The organism is Arthrobacter sp. cf158 (genome assembly GCF_900106835.1).
Classification (GTDB): Bacteria; Actinomycetota; Actinomycetes; order Actinomycetales; family Micrococcaceae; genus Arthrobacter.
In genome coordinates, this window is the sequence record NZ_FNNR01000011.1 from 42,384 (window position 1) to 66,039 (window position 23,656).

The 23,656-nt window shown below is 63.2% G+C and carries 22 protein-coding genes and 1 pseudogene; 16 read left to right on the forward strand and 7 right to left on the reverse strand.

The features are described from left to right. The first annotated feature begins 170 nt into the window (after window positions 1-170). The 7 genes and pseudogenes from ssd to BLW08_RS19850 all read left to right on the forward strand — a co-directional run bounded on the left by ssd (window position 171) and on the right by BLW08_RS19850 (window position 5,342). Window positions 171-1,232 carry a septum site-determining protein Ssd gene (gene ssd / locus BLW08_RS19820; protein WP_091327489.1) on the forward strand — a complete coding sequence of 354 codons (1,062 nt, stop codon included), beginning with the start codon at window positions 171-173 and terminating at the stop codon, window positions 1,230-1,232. Continuing rightward, a complete protein-coding gene (locus BLW08_RS19825) occupies window positions 1,229-2,503 on the forward strand; it encodes a TadA family conjugal transfer-associated ATPase (RefSeq protein ID WP_091327491.1) in 1,275 nt (424 codons plus the stop codon). Before ssd ends, BLW08_RS19825 begins: the two co-directional genes overlap by 4 nt. Continuing rightward, entirely contained in the window at window positions 2,503-3,297 is a 795-nt protein-coding gene (locus tag BLW08_RS19830) for a hypothetical protein (RefSeq protein WP_175538775.1), read from the forward strand. The genes BLW08_RS19825 and BLW08_RS19830 overlap by 1 nt, the downstream gene beginning before the upstream one ends. Then, on the forward strand, window positions 3,297-3,932 hold the full coding sequence (locus BLW08_RS19835) for a type II secretion system F family protein (RefSeq protein WP_091327493.1): 636 nt from the start codon (window positions 3,297-3,299) through the stop codon (window positions 3,930-3,932). Before BLW08_RS19830 ends, BLW08_RS19835 begins: the two co-directional genes overlap by 1 nt. Before the next feature lie 515 nt (window positions 3,933-4,447). After that, window positions 4,448-4,603: pseudogene (locus tag BLW08_RS24205) on the forward strand (DUF4244 domain-containing protein); the annotation flags it as partial. Then, entirely contained in the window at window positions 4,600-4,986 is a 387-nt protein-coding gene (locus BLW08_RS19845) for a TadE family type IV pilus minor pilin (RefSeq protein WP_091327497.1), read from the forward strand. The pseudogene BLW08_RS24205 and the gene BLW08_RS19845, both read left to right, overlap by 4 nt. Further along, the gene (locus tag BLW08_RS19850; protein WP_090816693.1) at window positions 4,983-5,342 is read left to right on the forward strand and encodes an Rv3654c family TadE-like protein; all 360 of its coding nucleotides are present in this window, start codon (window positions 4,983-4,985) and stop codon (window positions 5,340-5,342) included. The genes BLW08_RS19845 and BLW08_RS19850 overlap by 4 nt, the downstream gene beginning before the upstream one ends. 54 nt (window positions 5,343-5,396) lie before the next feature. On the opposite strand, the gene BLW08_RS19855 is transcribed toward BLW08_RS19850, so the two are convergent. Together BLW08_RS19855 and BLW08_RS19860 are read right to left on the reverse strand one after the other, a co-directional pair. Continuing rightward, window positions 5,397-7,739: a DEAD/DEAH box helicase gene (locus BLW08_RS19855; RefSeq protein WP_091327500.1), complete on the reverse strand. Its 2,343-nt coding sequence runs from the start codon at window positions 7,737-7,739 to the stop codon at window positions 5,397-5,399. 83 nt (window positions 7,740-7,822) lie between these two features. After that, window positions 7,823-8,518, reverse strand: a complete 696-nt coding sequence (locus BLW08_RS19860; RefSeq protein WP_090816699.1) for a GNAT family N-acetyltransferase — start codon at window positions 8,516-8,518, stop codon at window positions 7,823-7,825. Between the two features lie 147 nt (window positions 8,519-8,665). Here BLW08_RS19860 and BLW08_RS19865 point away from each other — a divergent pair, with 147 nt between their 5' ends. Continuing rightward, on the forward strand, window positions 8,666-9,562 hold the full coding sequence (locus tag BLW08_RS19865; RefSeq protein WP_090816702.1) for an oxygen-dependent tRNA uridine(34) hydroxylase TrhO: 897 nt from the start codon (window positions 8,666-8,668) through the stop codon (window positions 9,560-9,562). A 6-nt stretch (window positions 9,563-9,568) separates the two neighbouring features. Here BLW08_RS19865 and BLW08_RS19870 read toward each other — a convergent pair whose 3' ends face one another. Beyond that, window positions 9,569-10,099, reverse strand: a complete 531-nt coding sequence (locus tag BLW08_RS19870; protein WP_091327502.1) for a hypothetical protein — start codon at window positions 10,097-10,099, stop codon at window positions 9,569-9,571. Between the two features lie 64 nt (window positions 10,100-10,163). Continuing rightward, entirely contained in the window at window positions 10,164-10,607 is a 444-nt protein-coding gene (locus BLW08_RS19875) for a hypothetical protein (RefSeq protein WP_090816708.1), read from the reverse strand. Window positions 10,608-10,700: 93 nt separating this feature from the next. On the opposite strand from BLW08_RS19875, the gene BLW08_RS19880 reads away from it, so the two are divergent. From BLW08_RS19880 to proC, 7 genes are all read left to right on the forward strand, one after another. Further along, the gene (locus BLW08_RS19880) at window positions 10,701-12,350 is read left to right on the forward strand and encodes a DUF7059 domain-containing protein (protein WP_091327504.1); all 1,650 of its coding nucleotides are present in this window, start codon (window positions 10,701-10,703) and stop codon (window positions 12,348-12,350) included. Further along, window positions 12,347-13,057 carry an ArsR/SmtB family transcription factor gene (locus BLW08_RS19885; RefSeq protein ID WP_091327506.1) on the forward strand — a complete coding sequence of 237 codons (711 nt, stop codon included), beginning with the start codon at window positions 12,347-12,349 and terminating at the stop codon, window positions 13,055-13,057. The genes BLW08_RS19880 and BLW08_RS19885 overlap by 4 nt, the downstream gene beginning before the upstream one ends. 125 nt (window positions 13,058-13,182) lie before the next feature. Next, window positions 13,183-15,906: a type I DNA topoisomerase gene (gene topA / locus BLW08_RS19890; protein WP_090816717.1), complete on the forward strand. Its 2,724-nt coding sequence runs from the start codon at window positions 13,183-13,185 to the stop codon at window positions 15,904-15,906. A 66-nt stretch (window positions 15,907-15,972) separates the two neighbouring features. Beyond that, the gene (locus BLW08_RS19895) at window positions 15,973-16,407 is read left to right on the forward strand and encodes an SseB family protein (RefSeq protein ID WP_091327509.1); all 435 of its coding nucleotides are present in this window, start codon (window positions 15,973-15,975) and stop codon (window positions 16,405-16,407) included. Window positions 16,408-16,496: 89 nt separating this feature from the next. Beyond that, window positions 16,497-17,618, forward strand: a complete 1,122-nt coding sequence (locus tag BLW08_RS19900; protein WP_091327511.1) for a Ppx/GppA phosphatase family protein — start codon at window positions 16,497-16,499, stop codon at window positions 17,616-17,618. Between the two features lies 1 nt (window position 17,619). Next, window positions 17,620-18,453, forward strand: a complete 834-nt coding sequence (locus BLW08_RS19905; RefSeq protein WP_090816723.1) for a sugar phosphate isomerase/epimerase family protein — start codon at window positions 17,620-17,622, stop codon at window positions 18,451-18,453. A gap of 307 nt (window positions 18,454-18,760) precedes the next feature. Beyond that, complete coding sequence (gene proC / locus BLW08_RS19910) at window positions 18,761-19,591, forward strand: pyrroline-5-carboxylate reductase (RefSeq protein ID WP_090816726.1); 831 nt, start codon at window positions 18,761-18,763, stop codon at window positions 19,589-19,591. A 68-nt stretch (window positions 19,592-19,659) separates the two neighbouring features. Here proC and BLW08_RS19915 read toward each other — a convergent pair whose 3' ends face one another. Both BLW08_RS19915 and BLW08_RS19920 read right to left on the reverse strand, forming a co-directional pair. Further along, window positions 19,660-20,346 carry a potassium channel family protein gene (locus tag BLW08_RS19915; RefSeq protein WP_026541351.1) on the reverse strand — a complete coding sequence of 229 codons (687 nt, stop codon included), beginning with the start codon at window positions 20,344-20,346 and terminating at the stop codon, window positions 19,660-19,662. Beyond that, a complete protein-coding gene (locus BLW08_RS19920) occupies window positions 20,339-21,772 on the reverse strand; it encodes a TrkH family potassium uptake protein (protein WP_091327514.1) in 1,434 nt (477 codons plus the stop codon). The genes BLW08_RS19915 and BLW08_RS19920 overlap by 8 nt, the downstream gene beginning before the upstream one ends. 103 nt (window positions 21,773-21,875) lie before the next feature. Between BLW08_RS19920 and BLW08_RS19925 the strand changes: the two genes are divergently transcribed. Then, window positions 21,876-23,102 carry an acetoin utilization protein AcuC gene (locus BLW08_RS19925; protein WP_090816732.1) on the forward strand — a complete coding sequence of 409 codons (1,227 nt, stop codon included), beginning with the start codon at window positions 21,876-21,878 and terminating at the stop codon, window positions 23,100-23,102. Window positions 23,103-23,119: 17 nt separating this feature from the next. On the opposite strand, the gene BLW08_RS19930 is transcribed toward BLW08_RS19925, so the two are convergent. Then, on the reverse strand, window positions 23,120-23,596 hold the full coding sequence (locus BLW08_RS19930) for a hypothetical protein (protein ID WP_090816735.1): 477 nt from the start codon (window positions 23,594-23,596) through the stop codon (window positions 23,120-23,122). Between the last annotated feature and the right edge of the window lie 60 nt (window positions 23,597-23,656).

Sequence of the window (23,656 nt, forward strand, 5' to 3'; positions counted from 1 at the left end):
GTGCGTTCGGGTGGCAAGTGACCTGTCCTCCACAGGGCCTATAAGCGCCCCGTTGTGCACATACGGACAGCAGGCCCTTATTTTGCCTCGAGTGCTCAGCAACTGTGGGTGACATGAGCATGCGAAATCGTCGGCACAGGCAACCCAGCGGCCAGGCAAGGGAGACAGGCATGGACGGCCCGTGGCTGCCACAGGATGCCGCCGGGATACTCCTGGTTTCGGCAGATCCCTACCTTCAAGAGGAAGCACAACGCATCGTCGCGGCAGCAGGTGGAAACCTCAGAACGGCTGTGGATGTGTCAGCGGCCATCCACGGGTGGGACAGCGCAGCCGTTGTATTGGTGGGCAGCGACATCCGCGAATTGCCGCCTCGGAGAAGAGCGCCCACGGTCCTGCTGGGCCGTGCATCCGACGGGGACGGGTTGTGGCGGCTGGCCACTGCCTTGGGTGCTGAAAGGGTTGCGGTCCTTCCGGAGGCCGCGGCCTGGTTGGCTGAGCACCTCAGCATGTCCGGCTCGCCGGACCCTGGAGGAATGGTGGTGGGCGTCGTCGGCGGCTGTGGCGGAGCAGGAGTCACCACCACTGCCATCTGGCTTGCCCAGGCTGCCGCCGAGCAGGGCATCAGCACCATGCTCATCGACGGCGATCGCTGGGGCGGCGGCCTTGAACTGGCCGTCACCGCTGATGACATCCCCGGCCTCAGATGGCCGGACTTTTCCGAAACCCGCGGAAGCATCGATCCAAGCCAGTTCAGGGACTCCCTGCCTATGGCCGGCGGATTTGCCTACTTGTCATGGCCGGGAACACGGGAACCGGTCCAAAGTCCCGACGCGGGTGCTGTGGCCGCTGTCATGGACGCCGCCCGCCGGGGCTTCGAATTGATCCTCGTGGACATCGGGCGCAGCGGCGAAGCAATCAGGACACTTGCCTGGGATTGCGACAGGATGCTGCTGCTCGCCACGGCACACCTCGCATCGGCCGTGGCGGCGGGTCGCGTCCTGAACGAGCTTCCGCCCGTGGATGTTCGCCTTATGGTTCGCGGAAGCAGTACTACCTCCGTTGACGCTGCCCTGATTGCGGAGTCGTTGGACCTTCCGCTGGCAGGACTGATTCCCGAGATCAAGGGTGTGGCGGCCGGGACGGAGTTGGGGCGTTTGCTTGAACTTGGCCGCATAAAGTCCGTCAGCCGCTTTGCCAATGCTGTGTTGGAAATGAACGGTGCTGCCCAATGAGCCGTTTCGCCGAGGGACCACGCCGAAGACAGGGACGGAAGTTGGACTCACTTCTTCTGGAGACTGTGCGGGAATCAGTGCTCGCCGGCAACGGCTCCGTGACACCTTCCACTGTGGCTGCGGCCGTGCAGGCAAGCGGGAGGTTGCTGGGCACAGCCGGAGCCTTGGAAGCCGCTGAATCCATCAACGCCGAACTGAACGGGCTGGGACAGCTGCAGCAACTCGCCCACGATCCCGCCGTCACGGACATCTTTGTCAACGGACCGGATTCCGTGTGGTTCGACCGTGGGCGCGGTTTGGAACGATCCTCAGTGCATTTCGATTCTGAGCAGCAGATCAGGCAGCTTGCCGCCCGGCTGGTTTCAGCCGGGGGCCGCCGCCTGGACGACGGCTCGCCCTGCGTCGATGTTCGGCTCAAAGGCGGCTACAGGGTGCATGCCGTGCTGGCCCCGATTTCGACAGCCGGAACGCTCCTATCGATCCGAATCCGTCGCGAAAAGGTGTTCACTTTGGCGGAGTTGAGGGAACGCGGCATGTTTTCCGAGCAGGTTGAGGTGGTTCTTCGCACCATCATGGCCCACAAGCTCAGTTTCCTCATCAGTGGTGCCACCGGCTCCGGGAAGACCACCCTCTTGTCCACCATGTTGGGTCTGAGCCATCCGAAGGAGCGATTGGTATTGATCGAGGACGCCGCAGAGCTCAACCCGGTCCATCCCCACGTGGTGACACTCGAATCGCGTCACGGGAATCTGGAAGGCGGTGGCGCTCTCGATCTGGGCGAACTGGTCCGCCAGGCCTTGCGCATGCGGCCCGACAGGCTGATTGTCGGAGAATGCCGGGGCGCTGAAGTCCGGGAGCTGTTGACTGCACTCAACACAGGGCACACGGGAGGTGGCGGCACTATCCATGCCAACACGGCCCAGGCCGTTCCGGCACGATTGGTTGCCCTCGGCGCGCTCGCAGGTTTGAACGCCGAAGCTGTGCGTTTGCAGGTCTCCAGTGCTTTGGATGTGGTGATTCACGTCGACCGAACGCAGGCCGGACGCAAGGTTGCTTCCATTGGCCTGCTGAAGGACACCACTGACGGCCAACAGGTGGTGCCTGCCCTGAGCCTGGGCCGCTCGGGAATGGTGCCGGGACCGGGATGGTCGGAACTGTCGGAACGTCTGTCCATGGCGCCGGATGTCGGGAACGGATGGGCTTCGCCGGGGGCGGTACCTGCTGCTGTCCCGTCCCCGGACCAAGGTCCAGCGCGCATCGGACACGGCTGATGATTGGAATCCTGATCCTTGTCACGGCCATTGCTGCGTGGCTCCAGCTCAGGGGACTCCGTGCGGATGGCCGAAGGGTACGCAGGAGCTTGGGGGTTCCTGCCGAGGAACGCGGCCGCAGCGTTGCCCGTACTGGTTTCCGGTTCCGATTACAGCCGCGATCCCGGGCTGAACCTCTGTCCCTGGTGGTGTTGGTGCAGCAGCTCGCAGCCCTTCTGCGTGGTGGCCGGGGAGCTTCCAGGTTGTGGGAGGAACTGTGGCTGGTGCACGGTGCCCGGTCAACGGTTGATACCGGCCGGGATCCAACGCCGGAGCAGGGCACAGCCGTGCTCTCGCGCGAGTCCCTCATGGTGTTGGATGCTGCGCGTGCAGCATCCACGGTGGGCAATTCTCCGGCTCAAGCGATCCGCGGCGCGGCGGCACGCGTGTATCCCCGGCGCGGGAGTTCTGAACGCCGGGTGTGGATGGAAATGGCAGCATGCCTGGAGGTAGCGGAATGCAGCGGCTGCCCGCTCGCCGGGTTGCTGGCGCGCTTTGCAGCCCAGCTGGAAGCCGAGGAGGATGCCGAGGCCGCACGGCAGACTGCGCTGGCCGGGCCCAAGGCGACTGTCCGGCTGTTGTCGTGGCTCCCGGTGTTCGGATTGGTACTCGGGATGGCCTTGGGCGTTGACCCGTTGGGGATCCTGCTGGAGAACATTGTGGGCATTGCGACGTTCGCGGCCGGACTCCTTCTGACAGTGGCGGGCAGGGTGTGGTCTTCGCGGCTGGTTACGTCCGCAGCCGGAGGTTACTGATGCCCGGAGCGCCGGTCCTGTTGATGATGGCGCTGATGGCAATGGCAGCGTTCGTTTGTTTTGCCGCGCCCGTGCGGGTGAGAACTATGAGGGCACAGTTGTTTGCGGGCGGGGGGACCTCGCCGCTGGCAGACTCCGCCCCTGGCGGAAGACCGGGTGCATCGGACAATCCCGCCGGGGAAGATGGCGCCGGAGTGGCAGATGGCCTTCGCGATACGGCGATGATGCTGGAGCTGGTTGCTTCGATGCTCGATGCCGGTGCGGGCATAGGGAGGGCTCTGGAGCTCATTGCCGGGTGTGCCTCGCCGCCCATCAGCCGATCATTGAGGCCTGTTGTGGCTGCGCTAGCCATGGGCGCCGACTGGGACACGGCGTGGCGGAGCCCGGTAAAGCACACGCCGGAGGTAATCCGTGTGAAGGAGGCTTTGGCATTCGCAGCGCTGACCGGTGCACCGTCGGCTTCCATCCTTTACGCACAGGCTGCCCGGGAACGGCGGGAACAGTTTCGGGCGGCAGAGAAACGGGCTGCTGCCTTGGGCGTGAAGCTCGTCGTGCCCTTGGGATTGTGCTCGTTGCCTGCCTTCATCTGTCTGGGCATCGTCCCCGTTCTGATCGCGATGCTGCCCTCGGGTTGAGCGGCTGCGGCTCCCCACTTACCCTCCACATCGGGCACACCTGCTGGGTTATCCACTTGCAGGAATCTCCTTCTTACGGGACGCCGTGAGGCACGGAAGAGTCGAATCAGCCGGCGGATCGAGCTGGCATACATGAAAGGAAGCCCACCGTGAAAACACTGTCCACTCCTCTCCCTGGCCTACTGAGCGAGCTGCCCCAGGACCGGCCGGCCCGCGCGGGAATACAGGTGGCTCCCTCCGGAGAACCGGAGACCACCCAGCGTGACGAGCCATCCGAGTACGAGCTCGAACATAATGACCTTGAGCGATTCGACGTTGAGGACGAATTTGAACGGTTCGTCCTCGGCTTCGACGAGCTGGCAGAGTTCGAGGACGGACGACTCGAGGAGGGTCCGCTCGGAGACAGTCTGCTCAACGACGATGCGCTCGAAGACTATCTGCTCGAAGACGGTCCGCTCGAAGGCGGTTCGCTCGAGGACGATGGCTTCTGGACGATGACACGGACAAAGGCCGGGCTGATGGGTTCGGAAGTGGGCATGGCTACGGCCGAGTACGCCATCGCTACCCTTGCTGCCGTAGGACTCGCAGGCCTTCTGGTGGTCATCCTTCGGAGCGAGGAGGTTCGTGGCTTCCTGCTCAACCTGATCCGCACGGCACTGTCCTTGCCATGACGTGCGTGCTGCCTGCCGGCGGGGGAGCATCCCGCAGGAAGCAGGATCGGGGTGCTGTTACTGCCGAATTTGCCGTCGCCTTGCCGGCCGTGATGCTGCTCCTGGCCTTCCTGCTGGCAGGTGGCGCTGCGGGCATCACCCAATTGCGGCTGGAGGAAGCAGCCAGGGCGGGGGCGAGGGCGTCGGCAAGAGGTGAGGCCGCCGGTTCCGTGGAAGGAATCGTCAGGCGGCTTGCCGGGGATGGTGTCCGTTCGTCGGTGATCAACGATGGCCAGTGGCTCACGGTCACAGCGTCCGCTCCGGTCGGCGGCGCACTGGGATCCCTGATCCCGTGGACGCTGACGGCATCGGCGTCCGCCCGGGCAGAGTCAGGTCTCCCGTGACACGTGCATCGGTGTCCCATGGTGAGCGCGGCTCGGGCACGGTACTGGGATTGGCGCTCGGTGCAGTGGTGGCGCTTCTCCTGGTGGCCGTGCTCCTTCTGGCACAGGCGGTGGTGATGGCGTCCCGGGCGTCCTCGGCGGCTGACCTCGCAGCTCTTGCCGCCGCGGACGCTGCCCGGGGACTCACCCCGGGCGAGCCATGTGAAGTTGCTTCCGGCGTCGCTGTGCGGCATAGCGCCAAACTGACATCGTGCACTGTGCTGGGCGGGGGCGTGGTGGAGGTGGCAACCGGGTTGGAGCATCGTTTCGACTGGGGACCGGCCACAGGCAGGGCAAGGGCGGGGCCTCCGCCGTAGGCTGTCAACGCCCTTCCCGGCCAGGCTGCGTCCTGCGATCTCAGCCCAACGGGACTAGGTGGCGTCCTTCAGCAGGACGCCCAGGAGAGTGATGGCGGCTGCCTTGTCCAGGGGGTTGTTCTTGTTGCCGCATTTGGGGGACTGAACACAGGATGGGCAGCCGTTGTCACACTCACATGCCTTGATGGCATCACGGGTGGCAGTCAGCCAGATCTTCGCTTTTTCGAATCCCCGCTCAGCAAATCCCGCGCCGCCGGGATGCCCGTCGTATACGAAAATCGTGGGCACCCCGGTGTCGGCATGCAGGGCGGTGGAGACGCCGCCAATGTCCCAACGATCACTTGATGCCACCAAAGGAAGGAGCCCAATGGCTGCATGTTCTGCGGCGTGCAGCGCTCCGGGGAACTCCGCTTCCACCAAGCCGGCCCCATGCAGTGAGCGGTTGTCCACCACAAACCAGACTGCCTTGGTGAACAGATCCCGGGCCCCGAGCTCCAGGGGCTCCTCGCCGAGGATCTCGTTGGAAATCAACGCCTTGCGCTGGAAGGAGACAACTTGAGTTGTGACCTTGACGTCGCCGAAATGGACAGTTACGTCGCCCCATTGGACCGAGCGGGATGTTTCGAGGACTTCGATCTGCGTCACGTCCCGCGCAGTGGTGTAGAAATCCGGATTCACCCGGCGCACCATCACACAGTGGTCGGCCTCATTGAGGTCCTCTACCAGGTAGCTTTCGCCCTGATGGACGTAAATGGCACCTGTGTGGGCTTGGTAGTGCGTTTGTGGCGAGTCCATGGTTCCCAGGAGGGATCCGGTCTCTGCGTCCACAATGCTGACCGGTCCGCCGCCGTCCGCACGGAGGTTCACCATGCCGGCGGCGCTTTCCGGATGGGTCCAAAACCATCCTGCAGGGCGCTTCCGGAGGTAGCCCTGGTCTACCAAGCGATCCAGGAGGTCCTCGGATGTTGGTCCGAAGAGGTCGAGTTCACCGGGCCCGATGGGCAGCTCCGCAGCCGCGGCGCACAAGTGCGGACCAAGCACATAGGGGTTGCCGGGATCAAAGACGGTGGCTTCCACCGAAACGTCGAAGATGGCTTCGGGATGGTTTACCAGATAGGTGTCCAAGGGGTCGTCACTGGCCACGAACGCCGCAATGGCGTCCTGCCCGGCGCGCCCCGCACGGCCAATCTGCTGGAAAAGGGAAGCACGGGTACCCGGCCACCCAGCCACCAGGACAGCATCGAGCCCCGAAATGTCGATGCCAAGTTCCAACGCAGATGTGCTGGAGACACCCAGGAGTTGCCCGGATCTCAGCGCTTGTTCCAATGCGCGCCGTTCTTCGGGCAAATAGCCGGATCTGTAGGCGGCAACCCGCCCCGGCAGGCTGGGGTCCACCTCGTCCAACAGTCTCTTGGTGATGGACGCGATGGACTCGGCCCCGCGACGCGACTTGATGAACGCGATGGTCCGCACGCGCGAGGAGACGAGGTTGGCAAGGATGTCCGCCGTTTCGGCCACGGCGGTCCTGCGCTGTTTGGCGCCGTTCTCGCCCCTTACATCCGTCAGCGCGGGTTCCCAAAACGCCACCGTGGTGGAGCCGTGTGGCGAGCAATCCTCGGAGACTTCCCTGACGGGAGCACCGATGAGCCGGCCAAAGGAAACCCCGGGATCGGAGGCCGTGGCAGATGCGGCGATGAAGATGGGCTCCGGGAAGGAGTTTCCTGCACCGTAGTAGGCACAGATGCGGCGGAGGCGCCTCATCAGGTTGGCCACATGCGATCCGAAGACGCCGCGGTAGCTGTGCGCCTCGTCCACGATGACGTAGCGCAGCCTCCGGAAAAATCTCGCCCACCATGTGTGGTTGGGCAGAATTCCGAAGTGCAGCATGTCCGGGTTGGCCAGGATGAAGTTGGCATGGTCGCGGATCCACCGGCGCGACGCAACGTCAGTATCGCCGTCGTATGTTTCTGCCCGCACTGTAGGCAACTTCAGGGCGCGGATGGCCGCGAGTTGGTCGGCGGCCAGCGCCTTGGTGGGGGAGAGGTAAAGGGTCACCGCGCCGTCGTCATGAATCTTGCCGGGATCAGACAGGACGCGCAGCTCGGACCGGTGGATCGCATCCAAAGCGGGCAGTTGGTAGGCCAGCGACTTCCCGGATGCAGTCCCCGTGGCGATGACCACGTGCTGTCCGGAGTGGGCGAGGTCAGCAGCCTGGATCTGGTGCCGGTAGGGTTCCTGGATGCCCAGAGTGCCGTAGGCGTCCACGATGTCCGGGTGCACCCAGTGCGGCCATGGCTCGTTGACGGCTTTGCGGGCCGGGATGGTGTGGACATGGCGCAGCTGCTCAGGGTCCGGTGTCCGGCCCAGCAGGGAGATCAGCGAATTCGGTGCAGCCACCGAATCATTCTGTCACTGTGCGGGCATGCGAACGGCAGCACCCCAAGGTGCCGCCGTCGGGCTCGGCCTCTGAAGGGACGTTGCTACGCTCCTGAGAGGTCTGATCCTTCGGTGCCGCTGGCGGACATCATGAGCACGTGGCAGACCACATCCCAGCCAAGATGCGAGTAAAGCTTTTGGCCGTCCAAGGAGGCCAGAAGGAGGCCGTTTTCAACGTCGTGCGCATAGGCCTGGGCTGCCAGCGCCTTCATGATGAAACTGCCCAGCCCGCGGCGCTGGAAATCGGGTTCGGTGACGATTTTGTCGAAGACAGCGGTGCCGTTGACCACGAAGACCCTGCCGCTGGCGGCCACTTGCTCGCCGGAGTGGACCACCGCGTGGTGGACGCCGTTGGACTCGGAGGTAGCAAGTTCAAGGTCGTCGTCCGGTAGCCAAGGATCCTCGGCATCCTGGGTTTCCATGTCCACGATCATCATGGTCTGCGAAGCGGACGTCACGGTCAGACCGTGTTGTTCAGCCAGGTACTTGTACCGTTGGACGTCGTTGGTAAGGACCGTCAGTAGCCGGGTTGGGGCTTCTGAGGTCTTGCCCGCCAGGGCGGTGAACTCTTCATCCGAAGGATCGTGGGCGAAATACTCCCAGTCACCGGTTTTGTCGGCGCGAAATGCGGCAGGGAAACGTCCCTCTTGGCGTGACTCATAGCCGCGGCAGCCGGACCAGCCGGCCACCCAGACTTCCAAGAGGTGCGCAATGTCTTCAACCAAGGCGTCTGGACTCATGTAGAGAGACTATGCCAGCGCCCGTTGAAGCAACAGAGCCATGTCAGCCGCAGGATCGTTGCATATTGAATTGTGACTTTTGCTCCGCGCAGGAGCAGGGAGCGGCCGCGGGCGAGGCGATTTTACTGCACCCAGTACCCTTGAATAGTGGCTTTAAACAGAATTGTGCTCTTCTACGGCTTTACTCCGATCGCGGACCCCGACGCCGTGCGTCTGTGGCAGCGTGCCCTCTGCGAAAAACTGGGCCTCACCGGCCGGATCCTCATTTCGAAAGACGGCATCAACGCCACAGTAGGCGGCGAGCTCAACAACATGAAGCAGTACGTGAAGACCACGCGTGAATACAAGGGTTTCCACGACATCGACTTCAAGTGGTCAGAGGGCGGCGCCGCAGATTTCCCCCGCCTGAGCGTTAAGGTCCGGGACGAAATCGTGTCCTTCGGAGCCCCCGGTGAGCTTAAAGTGGACGCGAACGGCGTGGTGGGCGGCGGGAAACACCTCCAGCCAGAGGAACTCCACGCACTGGTGGATGCCAAAAAGACCAGCGGCGAAGACGTGGTGTTCTTCGACGGCCGGAACGCGTTCGAAGCCCAGATCGGTAAGTTCAAGGACGCAATCGTCCCGGACGTCGACACCACGCACGACTTCATCAAGGAACTCGATTCCGGTAAGTACGACGACCTCAAGGACAAGCCCGTGGTGACGTACTGCACCGGTGGCATTCGCTGCGAAGTGCTGTCCAGCCTCATGGTCAACCGGGGCTTCAAAGAGGTCTACCAACTGGACGGCGGAATCGTCCGCTATGGGGAGACCTTCAAGGACAAAGGGCTGTGGGAGGGCTCCCTCTATGTGTTCGACAAGCGCATGCACGTGGAGTTCAGCGAGGACGCCAAGACCATCGGCGAATGCGTCCGTTGCGCTGCACCCACCAACAAGTTCGAGAATTGCTCCAACCTCAGCTGCCGGACGCTGACGCTCTATTGCGCCGAGTGTGCCTCCAGCCCTGAAACCCTGCGCTGCCCCGGGGGCTGCCAAGCTGCCTAGGAACCGTCAGAGCCTGCTGACGCGGTAGGCAAAGTTGGCATCCGACCGTGACCCCACGGTGATGGACAATATGGCGTCCCTCTCGAGCTGGACCACGCTCACCCGCGCATTGGCGCAGCCCAATGTCAGGTCAACGAGGTCCACGTCACCCACCCTGACAGTGAATGTCACGCGCCGTGTTCCACGGCATGCCAGAGTCACTGCGTACGTTCCTCCGGGGAGCTGCACTGTTTGCTCCGACTTTGACTCCCCAGGGTTCAGGTAGCCGCTGCTTGAGTAGAACGACTGCCCCTGGGATTCGGGGAGCGCGGACTTTGCCCACTCCTCAAGGGCTTCACCGGTGACGGTCTCCTCCAGCGCGGGATCGGGCGGAAGCACCACATTGCCCGCGGTGGAGGTTGGGCTGGCACCTGGCCTGCCGTCGTCGTCGTACGTGTATTCGCATGCCGTCAGGCTGCTGCCCAGCACCATGAGAAGTACGACGGCGGCTCTCGCCAGCCGCCGTGATGTCACCGAGCCAGCTGCCTTGCTGCCCATGCACTGACTTTACGCCCGTGCAGCCGTCGGCTAAAGGCCTACGAACCGATGGTGCTGGTGGAGCCTAATTTGCTGCGGGAACGAGGTGGTAGGCGTAGATCAGCGGAGCGTCGACGCTGCTCGTGGAGATGCTGAGGGCTCCGGCGCCGGGTACCTTGATCTTCACCACATCGAGGCTGCCGTTGCATGCCGCAGCCGCGTCCGTGATCTTGGTGCCACCCGAAGAAACGGCAAAGTAGGCCTTGCCGCCCCCGTCGCACGCCATGGTAAGGGTGTAACTCCCCGCCGGGACACTGGGTGAGTCCTTGACCAAGGGATCCCTGTTGAGGATCTTGCCGGAATCCTCCAGGACCACGCCGCTCGCGGCCGGGAGGACCTTCTCCTTCCAGGCAGGGACGTCTGCATCGGCGATGTTGGCCGGGGCCTGGCAAGCGCTGACTCCCAGCAGGGCGCCGGCAGCGATGGCAACAAGGCCCGCACGGCGCCTTGTGGAAGAGAAGTTGAGCATGATTCCACGCTACCGGGTTCAAAGGCCCATCAATGTCCACATAGCGCATCGGGGCGACGCTCAACCCAGGCGCGCCGCCCCTACACTTGCAAGGTGACTGACACTGCTTCCTTGTTTAACGCCGGCGATACCCACGATGCTCCCCGCAGCGACCGTCCCGGGCTGCTCTCGGCGCTCGCCGCGGATCTTCGAGCCATTGCCTACACTGTGGACGGCGTGGCAGAACTTCTGGGCGAATCCGTTTCCGCAGCCCTGGGCAGGGACCAACTGATCCCCGCGCTTCTGGCCAGTGAGCGGTTCACTGATTCCCGGGATCCTTCCGTGCGGGCACTGGCCTCCGTGGTCCGTCTCTGGCTGCTGGCCGTTCCGCAGGCCGAGGCTGATGTTGATGCTGCCCTCCCCGGCATCACAGCACAGGGACTCCTGGAACTGGGTCTGGTCACAGTAGACGCCGGCGTGGTCCGGGCAAAGGTGGACCTGCGTCCCTACGGCTGGGACGCGAATGCAGATGGCAGCGGCGGTGCAGAGCTCTGGGTCGCCAGTGACCTCGCGGCCCACCAGCAGGCCGGAGTCCTGCGGCACGACCATGTCCTGGGCATCGGACAGGCATCCACAACGCTCGTCCAAACAACGTTCAGGCAGCACTCCAAGCGGGCACTGGACCTGGGGACCGGATGCGGCATCCAGACATTCCATCTGCTGCACCACTGCGAGCACGTCACGGCTACGGATATTTCAGAGCGGGCGCTCGCCTTCACCCGTTTTAACCTGCTGCTGAATGCGGCCCAACTCGAACTGGACCCTCACAACCTGGAGAGCCGGGTGAGCCTGCGGCTGGGATCGCTCCTGGACCCTGTTGCGGGTGAACGGTTCGGCCTGGTGGTATCCAACCCGCCTTTCGTTATCACACCGCGCAGAGGCGGCGAATCGTCGTCGGACCAGTTCACCTACCGCGACGGCGGTTTGCCCGGTGACGAAATCGTGGCCTCCCTGGTGCAGTCCCTGGCCGGCATCCTTGAGCCCGGTGGCTCGGCCCAGATGCTGGGCAACTGGGAGATTGCTGCGGGCACAGACTGGAAAGACCGCCCGATGGCGTGGCTGCAAGGTTCAGGATTGGATGTCTGGTTCATTCAGCGGGAGCAGGTTGGCCCTGAGCAATACGCGGAAACCTGGCTCCAGGACGCCTCCCAGAACCGGGAACGTGAGCAGTACAAGGAATCGTATGCTGCCTACCTCGATGACTTTGCGTCGAGGAACGTGGAGGGCATTGGTCTCGGAATGATCTGGCTGCGTCGTCCAGCGCCTGGGCACCAGGCGACCCTCAACCGTTTCGAGGAAATCACCTATCCCATGGAGCAGCCGATCGGCCCGCACCTGGGTGCTTCCGTTGGGCGGGCAGACTGGGTGGCGGCCTCTGCGATCGAGCAGGCGCATCTGATTGTCGCCGAGGATGTCACTGAGGAACGGCACCAGCGGCCCGGTGCTGCCCATCCCGGAGTGATCCTCTTGCGTCAAGGTGCCGGCCTTCGCCGGACCAATCTGCTGAGCACTGAGCTTGCCGGGTTCGTCTCAGCATGTGATGGGCAGCTGTCGGTCCGGCAGATCTCCTCAGCCTTGGTATCGCTGCTTGGCGGCGGGGAGGACTTCGATGAAGGCGCTTTCCGTGCGGGCATCCTGCGGGACGTCACCAACCTGGTCCTGGACGGGTTCTTGCTTCCGGATACTGAAGGCACCAGCGCATGAGCGGCGACGCGCTGCGGCCGGGAGCCAAAGCCAGTCCTCCTGGAAGTGACCCTGACTACACTGATGAAGTGATTGCGAACAACGAGACATCCCAAACGTCAGGCGACGTTCCACGCCGGAAACGGGCTGAGAAGACGGTTGAGATCACCGATCCCAAGGCCATCCGTGCCTTGGCGCACGCTGCGCGCATCGAAGTCATCTCTGAGCTTTACGCCACCCAGGTGAGCCACACCGCCACCGAACTTGCTGCGAGGACCGGCCTGACCCCCAGCGCCATGAGCTATCACCTCCGCGCCCTGCAGAAATGGGGAATCGTGGCCCCGGCCGAAAACGCCGGGGATGCGCGTGAACGGCGGTGGAAGGCTGCCGGAACGGACTTCACCATCTCGGGAGGCAGCGTCGCCAGCCCCGAGATTGCCGTGGTTGACCTGGAGCTCGACGCTTTCCGGCGAAGGGCGTCTGCCTTCGCCAAGGCGCGTGGTGAGCGCCGTCAACGTGGGGAGAACGCCGAGGAGGCCGCGGCCGTTGTCCTCTCAAGCAACCTGCTGTACCTCACCAACCCGCAGCGCAAGGAGCTTTTGGACAGGATCCGCGAGGTTCTGCGGGAGTACGAACTGGAGGACCCCACCCGGATTCCGGAAGGTGCTGAACGTGTGGCAACCTTGTGGTCTATGATCCCGGACGACCGCGTAGCACCCGGTCAGTAACACCCCGGCCGGGTCTCCGAATGACCGCCCTGGTTTCCCTGCCACAACGCAGGATTCTGCAAACTATGGTGAACTAGGCCAATATGGGCACCAGCCCAATTACACATTTTTTCTGTAGGAGCATCGTGCCCAGCAAGGCAAAAACCGGCAAGAAACTCGTGATCGTGGAGTCTCCCGCCAAGAGTAAGACCATCGCCAAGTACCTTGGTGAAGGCTTCATCGTCGAGGCTTCAATCGGCCATATCCGGGACCTCCCGCAGCCGTCCGATCTCCCTGCAGAACTGAAGAAGACCTCGCTGGGCAAGTTCGCCGTCGACATCGAAAACGACTTCAAGCCGTACTACGTTGTCTCCCCGGACAAGAAGAAAAAGGTTGCCGAGCTCAAGGCCCAGCTGAAAGACGCTGACGCGCTCTACCTCGCAACCGATGGGGACCGCGAAGGTGAAGCCATCGCGTGGCACCTCCTGGAGGTCCTGAAGCCCAAGGTTCCGGTCTACCGCATGACCTTCGGTGAAATCACCAAGGAAGCCATCCACCGGGCCATGGACAACCTGCGCGATGTGGATACCGCCTTGGTGGACGCCCAGGAGACGCGTCGTATTCTTGACCGGCTCTACGGCTATGAGATCTCCCCGGTCCTGTGGCGCAAGGTTGCCCGTGGTTTGTCTGCGGGCCGCGTGCAGTCCGTGGTGACCCGAATGGTGGTGGATCGCGAACGTGAGCGCATGGCCTTCCGTGCGGCGTCCTACTGGGACCTGACCGGCCAGTTCGGTTCGGACTCGGGCTCGTTCAAAGCCAAGCTCGCTGCCGTGGACGGATCCAAGGTGGCCAGCGGCCGGGACTTCAATGACAATGGCCAGCTCACCTCCTCTACGGTGGTGCACCTCAACGAGGAACTGGCCACATCCCTGGCTGCCGGCCTGGAGAACGCTGACTTCAGTGTCCGTTCGGTAGACACCAAGCCGTACACCCGCCGCCCCGCCGCGCCGTTCACCACGTCAACGCTGCAGCAGGAGGCCGGCCGCAAGCTGCGGTTCTCCTCCAAGAGCACCATGCAGGTAGCCCAGCGCCTGTATGAAAACGGCTACATCACTTATATGCGTACGGACTCCTCGGCATTGAGCGATGAAGCCCTCACGGCATCACGCCGTCAGGCGGCGGAACTGTACGGTCCCGAGTACGTGCCGCAGAGCCCCCGCGTCTACGCCAACAAGGCCGCTAATGCGCAGGAAGCCCACGAGGCCATCCGCCCGGCGGGTGACTCTTTCCGCACACCGGCGCAGGTTGCCAAGCAGCTCAGCGGCGACGAGTTCCGCCTCTACGAGCTCATCTGGAAGCGGACCGTCGCCTCCCAGATGGCTGACGCCAAGGGCTCCACGGCTACCATCCGCCTCGGTGCCGTGGCCTCTGACGGACGCGACGCAGAATTCTCGGCCTCCGGTACTGTCATCACATTCCCCGGCTTCCTTGCCGCTTACGAAGAGGGCAAGGACGAGAGCCGCGGCGACGACGAATCGGATGAAGCACGCCGGCTGCCGAACGTGGCCAAGGGCGACTCCTTGACGGCCTCGGACATCGTTGCCATCGGCCACGAGACGTCTCCGCCACCGCGCTACACCGAAGCCTCGCTGACGGCGGAGCTCGAAAAGCGTGGCATCGGCCGCCCGTCCACGTATGCTTCCACGATTTCAACCATCCAGGACCGCGGCTACGTGCGGAAGCAAGGTTCTGCCCTGGTTCCCAGCTGGATCGCATTCTCGGTCATCCGCTTGCTGGAGCAGCACTTCACCGACTACGTGGACTACGAGTTCACCGCTGACATGGAAGGGGATCTGGACAAGATCGCCAACGGCCAAGCCGTCGGCGCCGCCTGGCTCAAGCACTTCTACTACGGTGAGGATGCTGATCCGGGTCTCCTGAGCATCGTCAACAACCTTGGTGAGATTGACGCCCGCGAGATCAACTCCGTGCCGATCGCCGAAGGTATCACCCTGCGTGTGGGCAAGTTTGGTCCGTACCTGGAGAGCTCCATTCCCACGGTGGATGAAAAGACCGGTGAAGTGGTGGAGTCCGCACGTGCCAATGTCCCGGAAGAACTTGCTCCGGACGAGCTCACCGCCGCCAAGGCCATCGAGCTCATGGAGACGGCGGCCCCCGAGGAACGCGTCCTGGGGACCGATCCCCACACCGGACACACTGTGGTTGCCAAGAATGGCCGCTACGGTGCGTACGTCACGGAGATCATTCCGGAGTTGACCGAGGAACAGCTGGCCAACCAGCCGGTGGAGTATTACAAGAACGGCAAGCCCAAGCCCCCCAAGAAGCCGGTGAAGGCCAAGCCGCGCACCGGTTCCCTGTTCAAGTCCATGACCGTGGATTCGGTCACCTTGGATGAAGCACTCCAGCTGATGAGCTTGCCGCGCGTTCTGGGCGAGGACGCCGAGGGCAATCCCATTACGGTGCAGAACGGCCGCTTTGGTCCGTACCTGAAGAAAGGCACCGACTCCCGTTCCATTGGGTCTGAAGAGGAAATTTTCACCATCACCCTGGAACAGGCTCTGGAGATCTACTCCCAGCCCAAGCAGCGTGGAGCCCGGGCAGCGGTTCCGCCGTTGGCCGAGTTCGGTCCGGACCCTGTCTCGGAGAAGAACATCGTGGTGAAGGAAGGCCGCTTCGGCCCCTACATCACGGACGGCATCACCAACATCACGGTTCCCCGTTCCACCTCGTTGGAGGAACTGACCCGGGAACAGGCCGTGGAGCTTTTGGCCGAGAAACGGGCCAAGGGGCCGGTCAAGCGGACCACCACCCGTAAGGCACCGGCCAGGAAGGCCGCAGCCAGGAAGTAGCTTCAGTGAAGGCCGGGACAGCAATGGCGAATTGCGTCCCGGCCTTCATCGTGGTCGAGTAGAAGCATGACTGAACAGACCGTTTCTCCGGACAACGAACCCTTGAACGACCTCGAGGCAAAGCTTGCCTCGGCCGAACAGCCGGACGCGAACCCGGTGGATGTCATCCTTGCTTTCCTGAACAACGAGGTCTACCTGGTCAGCTCAGAAGCCGTGGACGGCCCGGATTCCTCTGTTGAGCCGCTGGTGCTGTCAAACGCCGATGGCCAGCCGGTCCTTGCCGTTTTCAGCCACCCGAGCCGCGTGGACGAGCGTTTCCTCGACGCTGCCCCGCACGTCCTGGGCACCATGGGGTCTGCGATCCTGGGCAACATCGGGGACGAACTGGGCATGGTGATCAACCCTGGGAGTGAATTCGGCTTCGAAATCGATCCCGAAGGCATTGCCAACATCCGCCGCGACTTCAAGCGGGCTGACGAAGCCGGGGATTCCGCCGAATAGGGTTCACGCAAGCCACCAGCCACCGTCCAGTCAGCGAAACGTCGCCGCCAAGTTGCTTCACGGGCTTCGAATCGGTGAATAATGGCAGAATGCGTCTTGGCGTTCTAGACATCGGTTCCAACACCGTCCATCTGCTGCTTGTGGATGCTCATCCGGGCGCGCGTCCGGTGGCGTTCGCTTCCCACAAACGGCCTCTCTCGCTGGTGCAGTACCTTGACGGTGACGGGAATATCAACGACGCCGGGCAGCACGAACTCATTGAGTTTGTCCTGGAAGCGTGGGAGTTTGCGGCAAGTCACAAGGCCGAGGACCTCCTGGCATTTTGTACCTCGGCCATCCGCGAAGCGACCAACGGTCCGGAAGTCCTGGCCAGGGTCAAGCACGAAACCACGGTGACCCTCCAGGAACTGACGGGCAGCGAAGAAGCCTCCATGACCTTCTTTGCCGTCCGCCGTTGGTATGGCTGGGGAGCGGGACCGATCCTGGACCTGGACATCGGCGGCGGTTCCTTCGAAATGGCTTACGGTACCGATGAACTGCCGGAATTTGCGACGTCGGTTCCTTTGGGTGCCAGCCGCCTGACCAGGGACTGGCTCCATGACGACCCTCCCACTGCCAAAAGCGTCAAGGAGTTGCGGCGTTACATCCGCTCCACGCTGAAGCCAGTGGTTCGGAACTTCCACGAGCTGGGCCGTGCCAACCTGGTGGCTGGCACGTCCAAGACTTTCCGTTCTTTGGCCCGGATTGCCGGGGCAGCGCCGAGCGGTGCAGGACCGTACGTTAAACGCGAGCTCCACGCGGCTGACCTGGGCTTGTGGGCCCAGCGAATTTCGGCCATGACGGTGGAAGACCGGCTGTACCTCCCTGGCGTCTCAGATGCCCGGGCGCGCCAGTTGTTGGCCGGGGCACTGGTTGCCGAGGCTGCGTTGGAGCTCTTTGAATTCCCCAAAATGGAGATCTGCCCGTGGGCGCTCCGTGAAGGCTTGATCCTGCGGCGACTTGACCAGCTGGTCTTCGAAGAAGCCCTCGATCCTGCTCCCCACGTAGGCAAGCGCAAGAAGGACAAGTCGAAGAAGAAGGCTGCGAAGGAAGATAGCCACTCGAAAGACAGCCACGAGGCGCAAGGCATGATTGATAAATTTCCGGTCCCTGTAAACACCCCGTCCCCCACACCCATCCCAGCCCCCGTGGCAGGCGGGCTGGCCTCCTGAGATGAGCAACGACGTCGATCCTGAAGTGAATGACCGCCAGATTCCAGTGGCGCTGTCCAGCGCGTCCGTCTACCCCCTGAGTGTCCACGATGCCTTTGCTGTGGCCCAGGACCTGGGGTATGAGGGCGTGGAGGTGATGGTCACCAACAATGCGGTGAGCCAGAACCCGGACGCGCTGATCCAGCTCAGCCACCGCTACCACCAGGAGATCGTCTCCATCCATGCGCCCACACTGCTGCTGACGCAACAGGTATGGGGTACGGCGTGGAACAAGATCGAGAAATCCTGCCAGATGGCCGTGGACGTGGGATGTGACACCGTGGTGGTGCATCCGCCGTTCCGCTGGCAGTCCAACTATGCCGAGAACTTTGTGGAGGGTGTCCGCGAGATCGCATCGACGTACCAAGTACGCATCGCCGTGGAGAACATGTACCCGTGGCGGGTCCGTGGCCGGGAAGCAGTGGCCTACCTGCCGCACTGGGATCCCTTGGGGCAGGATTACGACGACGTCACGTGGGACTTCTCGCACGCCGCCACTGCAGGTGCCAACAGTTTGGAAGCCATCAAGGCGTTGGGGAACAAGCTCCGGCACGTCCACCTCACCGACGGCTCGGGATCGGGCAAGGACGAGCACCTGGTGCCGGGCACAGGGACGCAGCAGTGCGCGGAGGCCTTGCAGCACTTGGCGTCCAGCGGCTTCGATGGTGTTGTTGTGGCCGAGATTTCCACCCGCAAAGCCAAGGTAGCGGGGGAGCGCGAGGAGATGCTCGCCGAAACCCTGCGGTTTGCACGCCAGCACCTCAGCGTTCCGTTGGTGCGAAGCGTGGAGAACTAGCGGCGTCGAACCTCATCCAGCGGCTGCCGTCCTGAAAGGGGTGGCGGCCGCTGTGCTTTAAAGGCCGCAATGCTTTGTGGCTTAAGAGCGAAAGCACCGGCGGCCGAATCGGGAAATGGGGGAAAACCCGCCCGGCCACCGGTGCTGCTGGCGGACATCCCCATGCCCGCCTCATCACTCGCACCCTCAATGAGGTAACTACTAAGTTACGGACCAAGAATGGGTGCTGCCTGCAATAACCTTGGGAACAAGCTGGGAATCCGGAATCCGTTAGACCCCGCCGGAGGCCAACTGCAATGATGGAGCAATGAGCAACCGAATCGCATTCCTTGGCTGTGGATCCATGAACGAAGCAATTCTGGGTGGCCTGATTGCCGCCGGGACAGACCCGTCCGACATTGTGGCCACGGTCCGCCGGGCAGAGCGCGCCGACGAACTGGCCCAACGCCACCACGTCATGGCGATCGCGGGCGAGGAGGAGCCGGACAATAACAAGCTGGCCACCAAGGGCTCCGGCATAGTCATCCTGGGCGTCAAGCCGGTGGGCATTACGGATCTTGCCCGCGAGATCAGCCCGGCGCTTGCGAAGGACACCATTGTTGTCAGCGTTGCCGCAGCGGTTTCCATCGCCCAGCTTGAAGCAGCCCTCCCGGAAGGCCAGCCGGTCATCCGCACCATGCCGAACACCCCAGCCAGGCTGGGACGCGGCGTAGTGTCTGTTTCCCCGGGAACACATTGCTCTCCTGAACAGCTCGAAAAAGCCAAAAAGGCCCTGGCCGGCGCCGGTACGGTGGTGGAGATTCCTGAAGAACAGGTGGATGCCTTGTCCGCGATCAGCGGCTCCGGCCCTGCTTACGCCTTCTATCTGGCCGAAGCGATGGCCGCCGCCGGCGTCGAGCTTGGCCTGGATGCTGAACTGTCCGTGATGCTGGCCCGCGAAACCGTGGCGGGCGCCGGCTTCATGTTGGCCGAACCGGGAGCAGATCCCACCGCCCTCCGCGTCGCCGTGACAAGCCCCAACGGCACCACTGAACGCGCCATTGCCGCGTTTGACGATGGTGGCATCCCCAAGATCATCGCGGACGGTGCCCGCGCAGCTGCCGCCCGCGCAGCGGAGATCACCAAGCAGCTCGGCTGAGTTTTCGTACAGCTAACGCCCCTAAGAGCCGCTCTTAGGGGCGTTAGTTTACAAAAACCCCAGCGGGATTACGGCCGCGCTGCGAAGCGCTCCAGCAAGTCCACGTGTCCGGAGACGATCAACATATCGTGTCCGGACACTTTGGTTTCCGGCCTGGCATAGGTGAAGTCCTCGCCAGGGGTTTTCACGCCAACGATCGTCACGCCGTACTTGGAGCGGACCTTGGATTCTTCCAGCGTGAACCCCACCGTTTCCTTGGGCGGGTACATCTTGACGATCGCGTAGTCGTCGTCGAATTCAATGAAGTCCAGCATCCGGCCGGACACCAGGTGGGCCGCACGGACGCCGGCATCGGCCTCGGGGTAGATCACGTGGTTGGCACCGATCCGCGTGAGGATTTTGCCGTGCGAGGGCGTGATGGCCTTGACCCACAGGTGCTGGATGCCGAGGTCCACCAGGTTTACGGTAATGAGCACCGAGGATTCGATGGACGTTCCCACGCCAACTACTGCGGAGCTGAACTCCTGGGCACCGAGCTGGCGCAAGGCGTCGATGTTGGTGGCGTCTGCCTCTACCACGTGCGTGAGCACTGGCGCCCATTTCTGGACGAGGGTCCGGTCGCGTTCGATCGCCAGGACTTCACGGCCCTGCTTGACCAACTGCTCGGCGGTCGCGGAACCGAACCGGCCAAGGCCAATAACCAGCACTGGTGCGTTGTGGGCGGGGCGGTTGGCGGCCCCCGTGGTACTAGCCAATGATTGGCCTCTCTTCCGGGTAGTGGTACAGCTGGCTGCGTTGGCGCAGGGCCAAGCCTGCAGCAAGGGTGACAGTGCCGACGCGGCCGGCGAACATCAGGACAGTGAGAACATAAACGCCCGACGGCGGCAGCTCGGCACTGAGGTTGGTGCTCAGTCCCACGGTGGCGAAGGCGGAGATGGATTCGAAAAGCACCCGGTCCAATGAGGCGCCGCTGATGGACAGCAGCAGGAACGCTGCCACTGACACGAGAGTGGCTCCTGCGACGATCACCGAGATGGCTACGCGCATGGTGCCTTGGGGGATGGTGCGGCCATAGACCTTCACGTCGGCGTCACCACGGGCCTCGGCCATGATGGCCAGGAACATGACCGCGATGGTGGTTACCTTGATGCCGCCGGCGGTGGAAGCTGAGCCGCCGCCGGCGAACATGAGGGCGTCCGTGAGGAGCATGGTGGTGGATTCCATATGGTTCTGGTCCACCAGGTTGAAGCCGCCCGAGCGTGTCATCACGGAGGCAAACAGCGAATGGGTGATTTTGTCGCCCAGGTCCATATGCGCGATGGTCCGCACGTTGTCCCACTCCATCAGTGCCCACAACACCGTGCCTGCTGCGAGGAGGATGAAGGAGACCTGGATGGTGAGCTTGGTGTGGAGATTCCACTTTTTCCAGTTCAGCCCGTTTTGTTGGAGGACCATCACAACCGGGAAGCCCAGACTCCCCAGGAACACTCCCAGCATCAGCGGGATCAGGATCCACAGGTCGGTTTCGTAGGGGACGATGCCATCGGAGTGGGGCGTGAAACCAGCGTTGTTGAAAGCGGAAATCGAGTAGAAAACGCCGTGCCACACGGACTGCCAGAAGTCCTCACCGAGCACCATGAAGCGCGGAATCAGTGCCAACGCCAACGCCGCCTCAATGACCACTGATGTGACGATGACGATCCGGAGCAGGGTACCCACCTCGCCGAGGCGTCCGGCGTTGTTCATGGCTTCCTGGGCGATGAGTTTGCCACGAACACCCAGCCGCTTGCTGACCATGAGGGCCAGCAACGAGGCGAGTGTCAGGGTGCCGAGGCCGCCAACGAAGATACCCACCAGGATGACCAGCTGGCCAAAAAAGGTCCAGTGGGTGGCCGTGGATACCACTGTCAGACCCGTGACGCAGACGCTGGAGACAGCGGTGAACATGGCCTGGTGGAGTGGAGTGACGGTACCTTCCGAGGATGCGGCCGGCAAGGACAGTAACCCCGTAAATACAAGGATCACCACTGCGAACACGGTCAACGCCAAGCGGGCAGGTGAGGTGTTGGCAATGTTGTCAATGAAGTCGCGCACCCGGGTGAAGATCCAGAGACCTTCCCGCTCCTGCTGGTTGGGTTGCCAGTTGGCCGGGCTGGTGGACCGCGACTGGCTTTGAGACATGGCGCTCTTCCTCGGTTGAAACAAGCTTTCCTGAGTAGTAAACCACTATTCCTGCGGCGTAACCGGGCGGTAGCGCCGTCCAGCCTCAGGTAGCCTGTTCTGGATGAACTCCAGGCTTGGGACAACAGCTTCCAGCATTACGCGGTCCGCACTGCCAACGACGGTGGTGTGGGATCCAGCCATGACTGCCTATAACTTTGGTCCGGGCCACCCTATGGCCCCGCAACGGCTGGAACTGACGGCGCGCCTGGCGGAGTCCCTGGGGCTGTTCGGGCACCAGCATGTGGCCGTGGAGGCACCCAGGCTGGCAACCGACGTCGAACTTCTTTCGGTGCACAGCGCCGGGTACGTAGAGGCCGTCCGCCGCGTCAGCCAGGACCCCGGCAATCCGGAAGAAGACCGTGGGCTGGGCACTGAGGACGATCCTGCGTTTGCCGGCATGCATGAGGCCAGTGCCCGCCTTGCCGGTGGTTCGCTGCTGGCGGCCGACACCATCCTGTCCGGCCGGGCAGTCCGCGCCGTGAACTTCAGCGGCGGCATGCACCACGCTGCTCGGGAGCGTGCCAGCGGCTTTTGCGTGTACAACGACGTCGCCATGGCCATCCAAAGACTGCTCGACGGCGGTGTGCAGCGGATCGTCAGCATCGACGTGGATGCGCATCACGGCGACGGGACGCAGAGCATCTTCTGGAACGATCCCAGGGTCATGACCATCAGCCTGCACGAGACAGGACTCACGCTGTTCCCCGGGACGGGCTTCGCCAACGAAACCGGTGGCCCCGACGCTCCGGGCACTGCCGTCAACGTTGCGCTTCCCGCCTTTACAGGTGACGCGGCGTGGCTGCGGGCCTTCCACGCCGTGGTCCCGCAACTCGTGGGCGCTTTCCAGCCCGAAGTGATTGTCAGCCAGCACGGTTGCGATTCCCATCGTGATGATCCCCTGACGCACCTCAACCTCAGCGTTGACGGACAGCGTGAGGCAGCTTCCGCCGTCGCAAGCCTGGCCGCCCGCTACTGCGACAACCGCTGGATCGCCACCGGGGGTGGTGGTTACGACGTCACTGGCGTGGTTCCCCGGGCGTGGAGCCACTTGATCGGAATGGTGACTCAACGCCCGGTGCCGCTGCGCACGCCTGTTCCGGAAGCGTGGCGGACGTACGTGAAGGAAACGTATGGCGTGTGGGCACCGGAGTCGATGGGCGACGACGTAGACGTGTGGTGGCGTTCGTGGGAGGTCGGCTACGATCCTGCGGACGAGGTGGACCGTACCGTTATTGCAACGCGCAAGGAGATCTTCCCGCTGTACGGACTGGATCCCTGGTTCGACTGACGGCAGTCCCCGGTTGCTCAGGGCGTGGTCCGCTCCGTTTGGAAGACGACGCCCGCCGCCCCTACCAGCCAACCCAGCAGCGACAATGCGAACGCCCCAATGAGGTCCGTGGACGCCTGGCCCTTGAACAGCCACAACACCAGGACCAGCATGCCCATGGTCATGTAGACCATGATGGCGAAGATCACCCGGCCGGATAACCGGTTGGCAACAGCTGCCGGGTTCACCAGGGGGCCGCCGTTCCCGGCTTCGGCATTGTCCCGTTTGACTTCGGCAATGGTGAAGCCCAGGGCCGACGCCGTGAGTGAACTCAACGAGGTGGCGAGAACTCCCGCTGCGGTCACCAACGCGCCGTTGAGTTCAGGTGCCACCGCGACGCCGGTGGGCACCCACGTCCCGACGCGCAGCAGAACGGTGGTCCACACCAGGACGAACAATGCCAGGAAGACTGCGGCAATGATGTTGAAAATATGCCGACGGAAGAAGTCAGTCATAGCCCTGCACCCCGTGCTTTTGGCGGCCGGGGCCTGGGAGCCCGGACGGACCGTGACTCC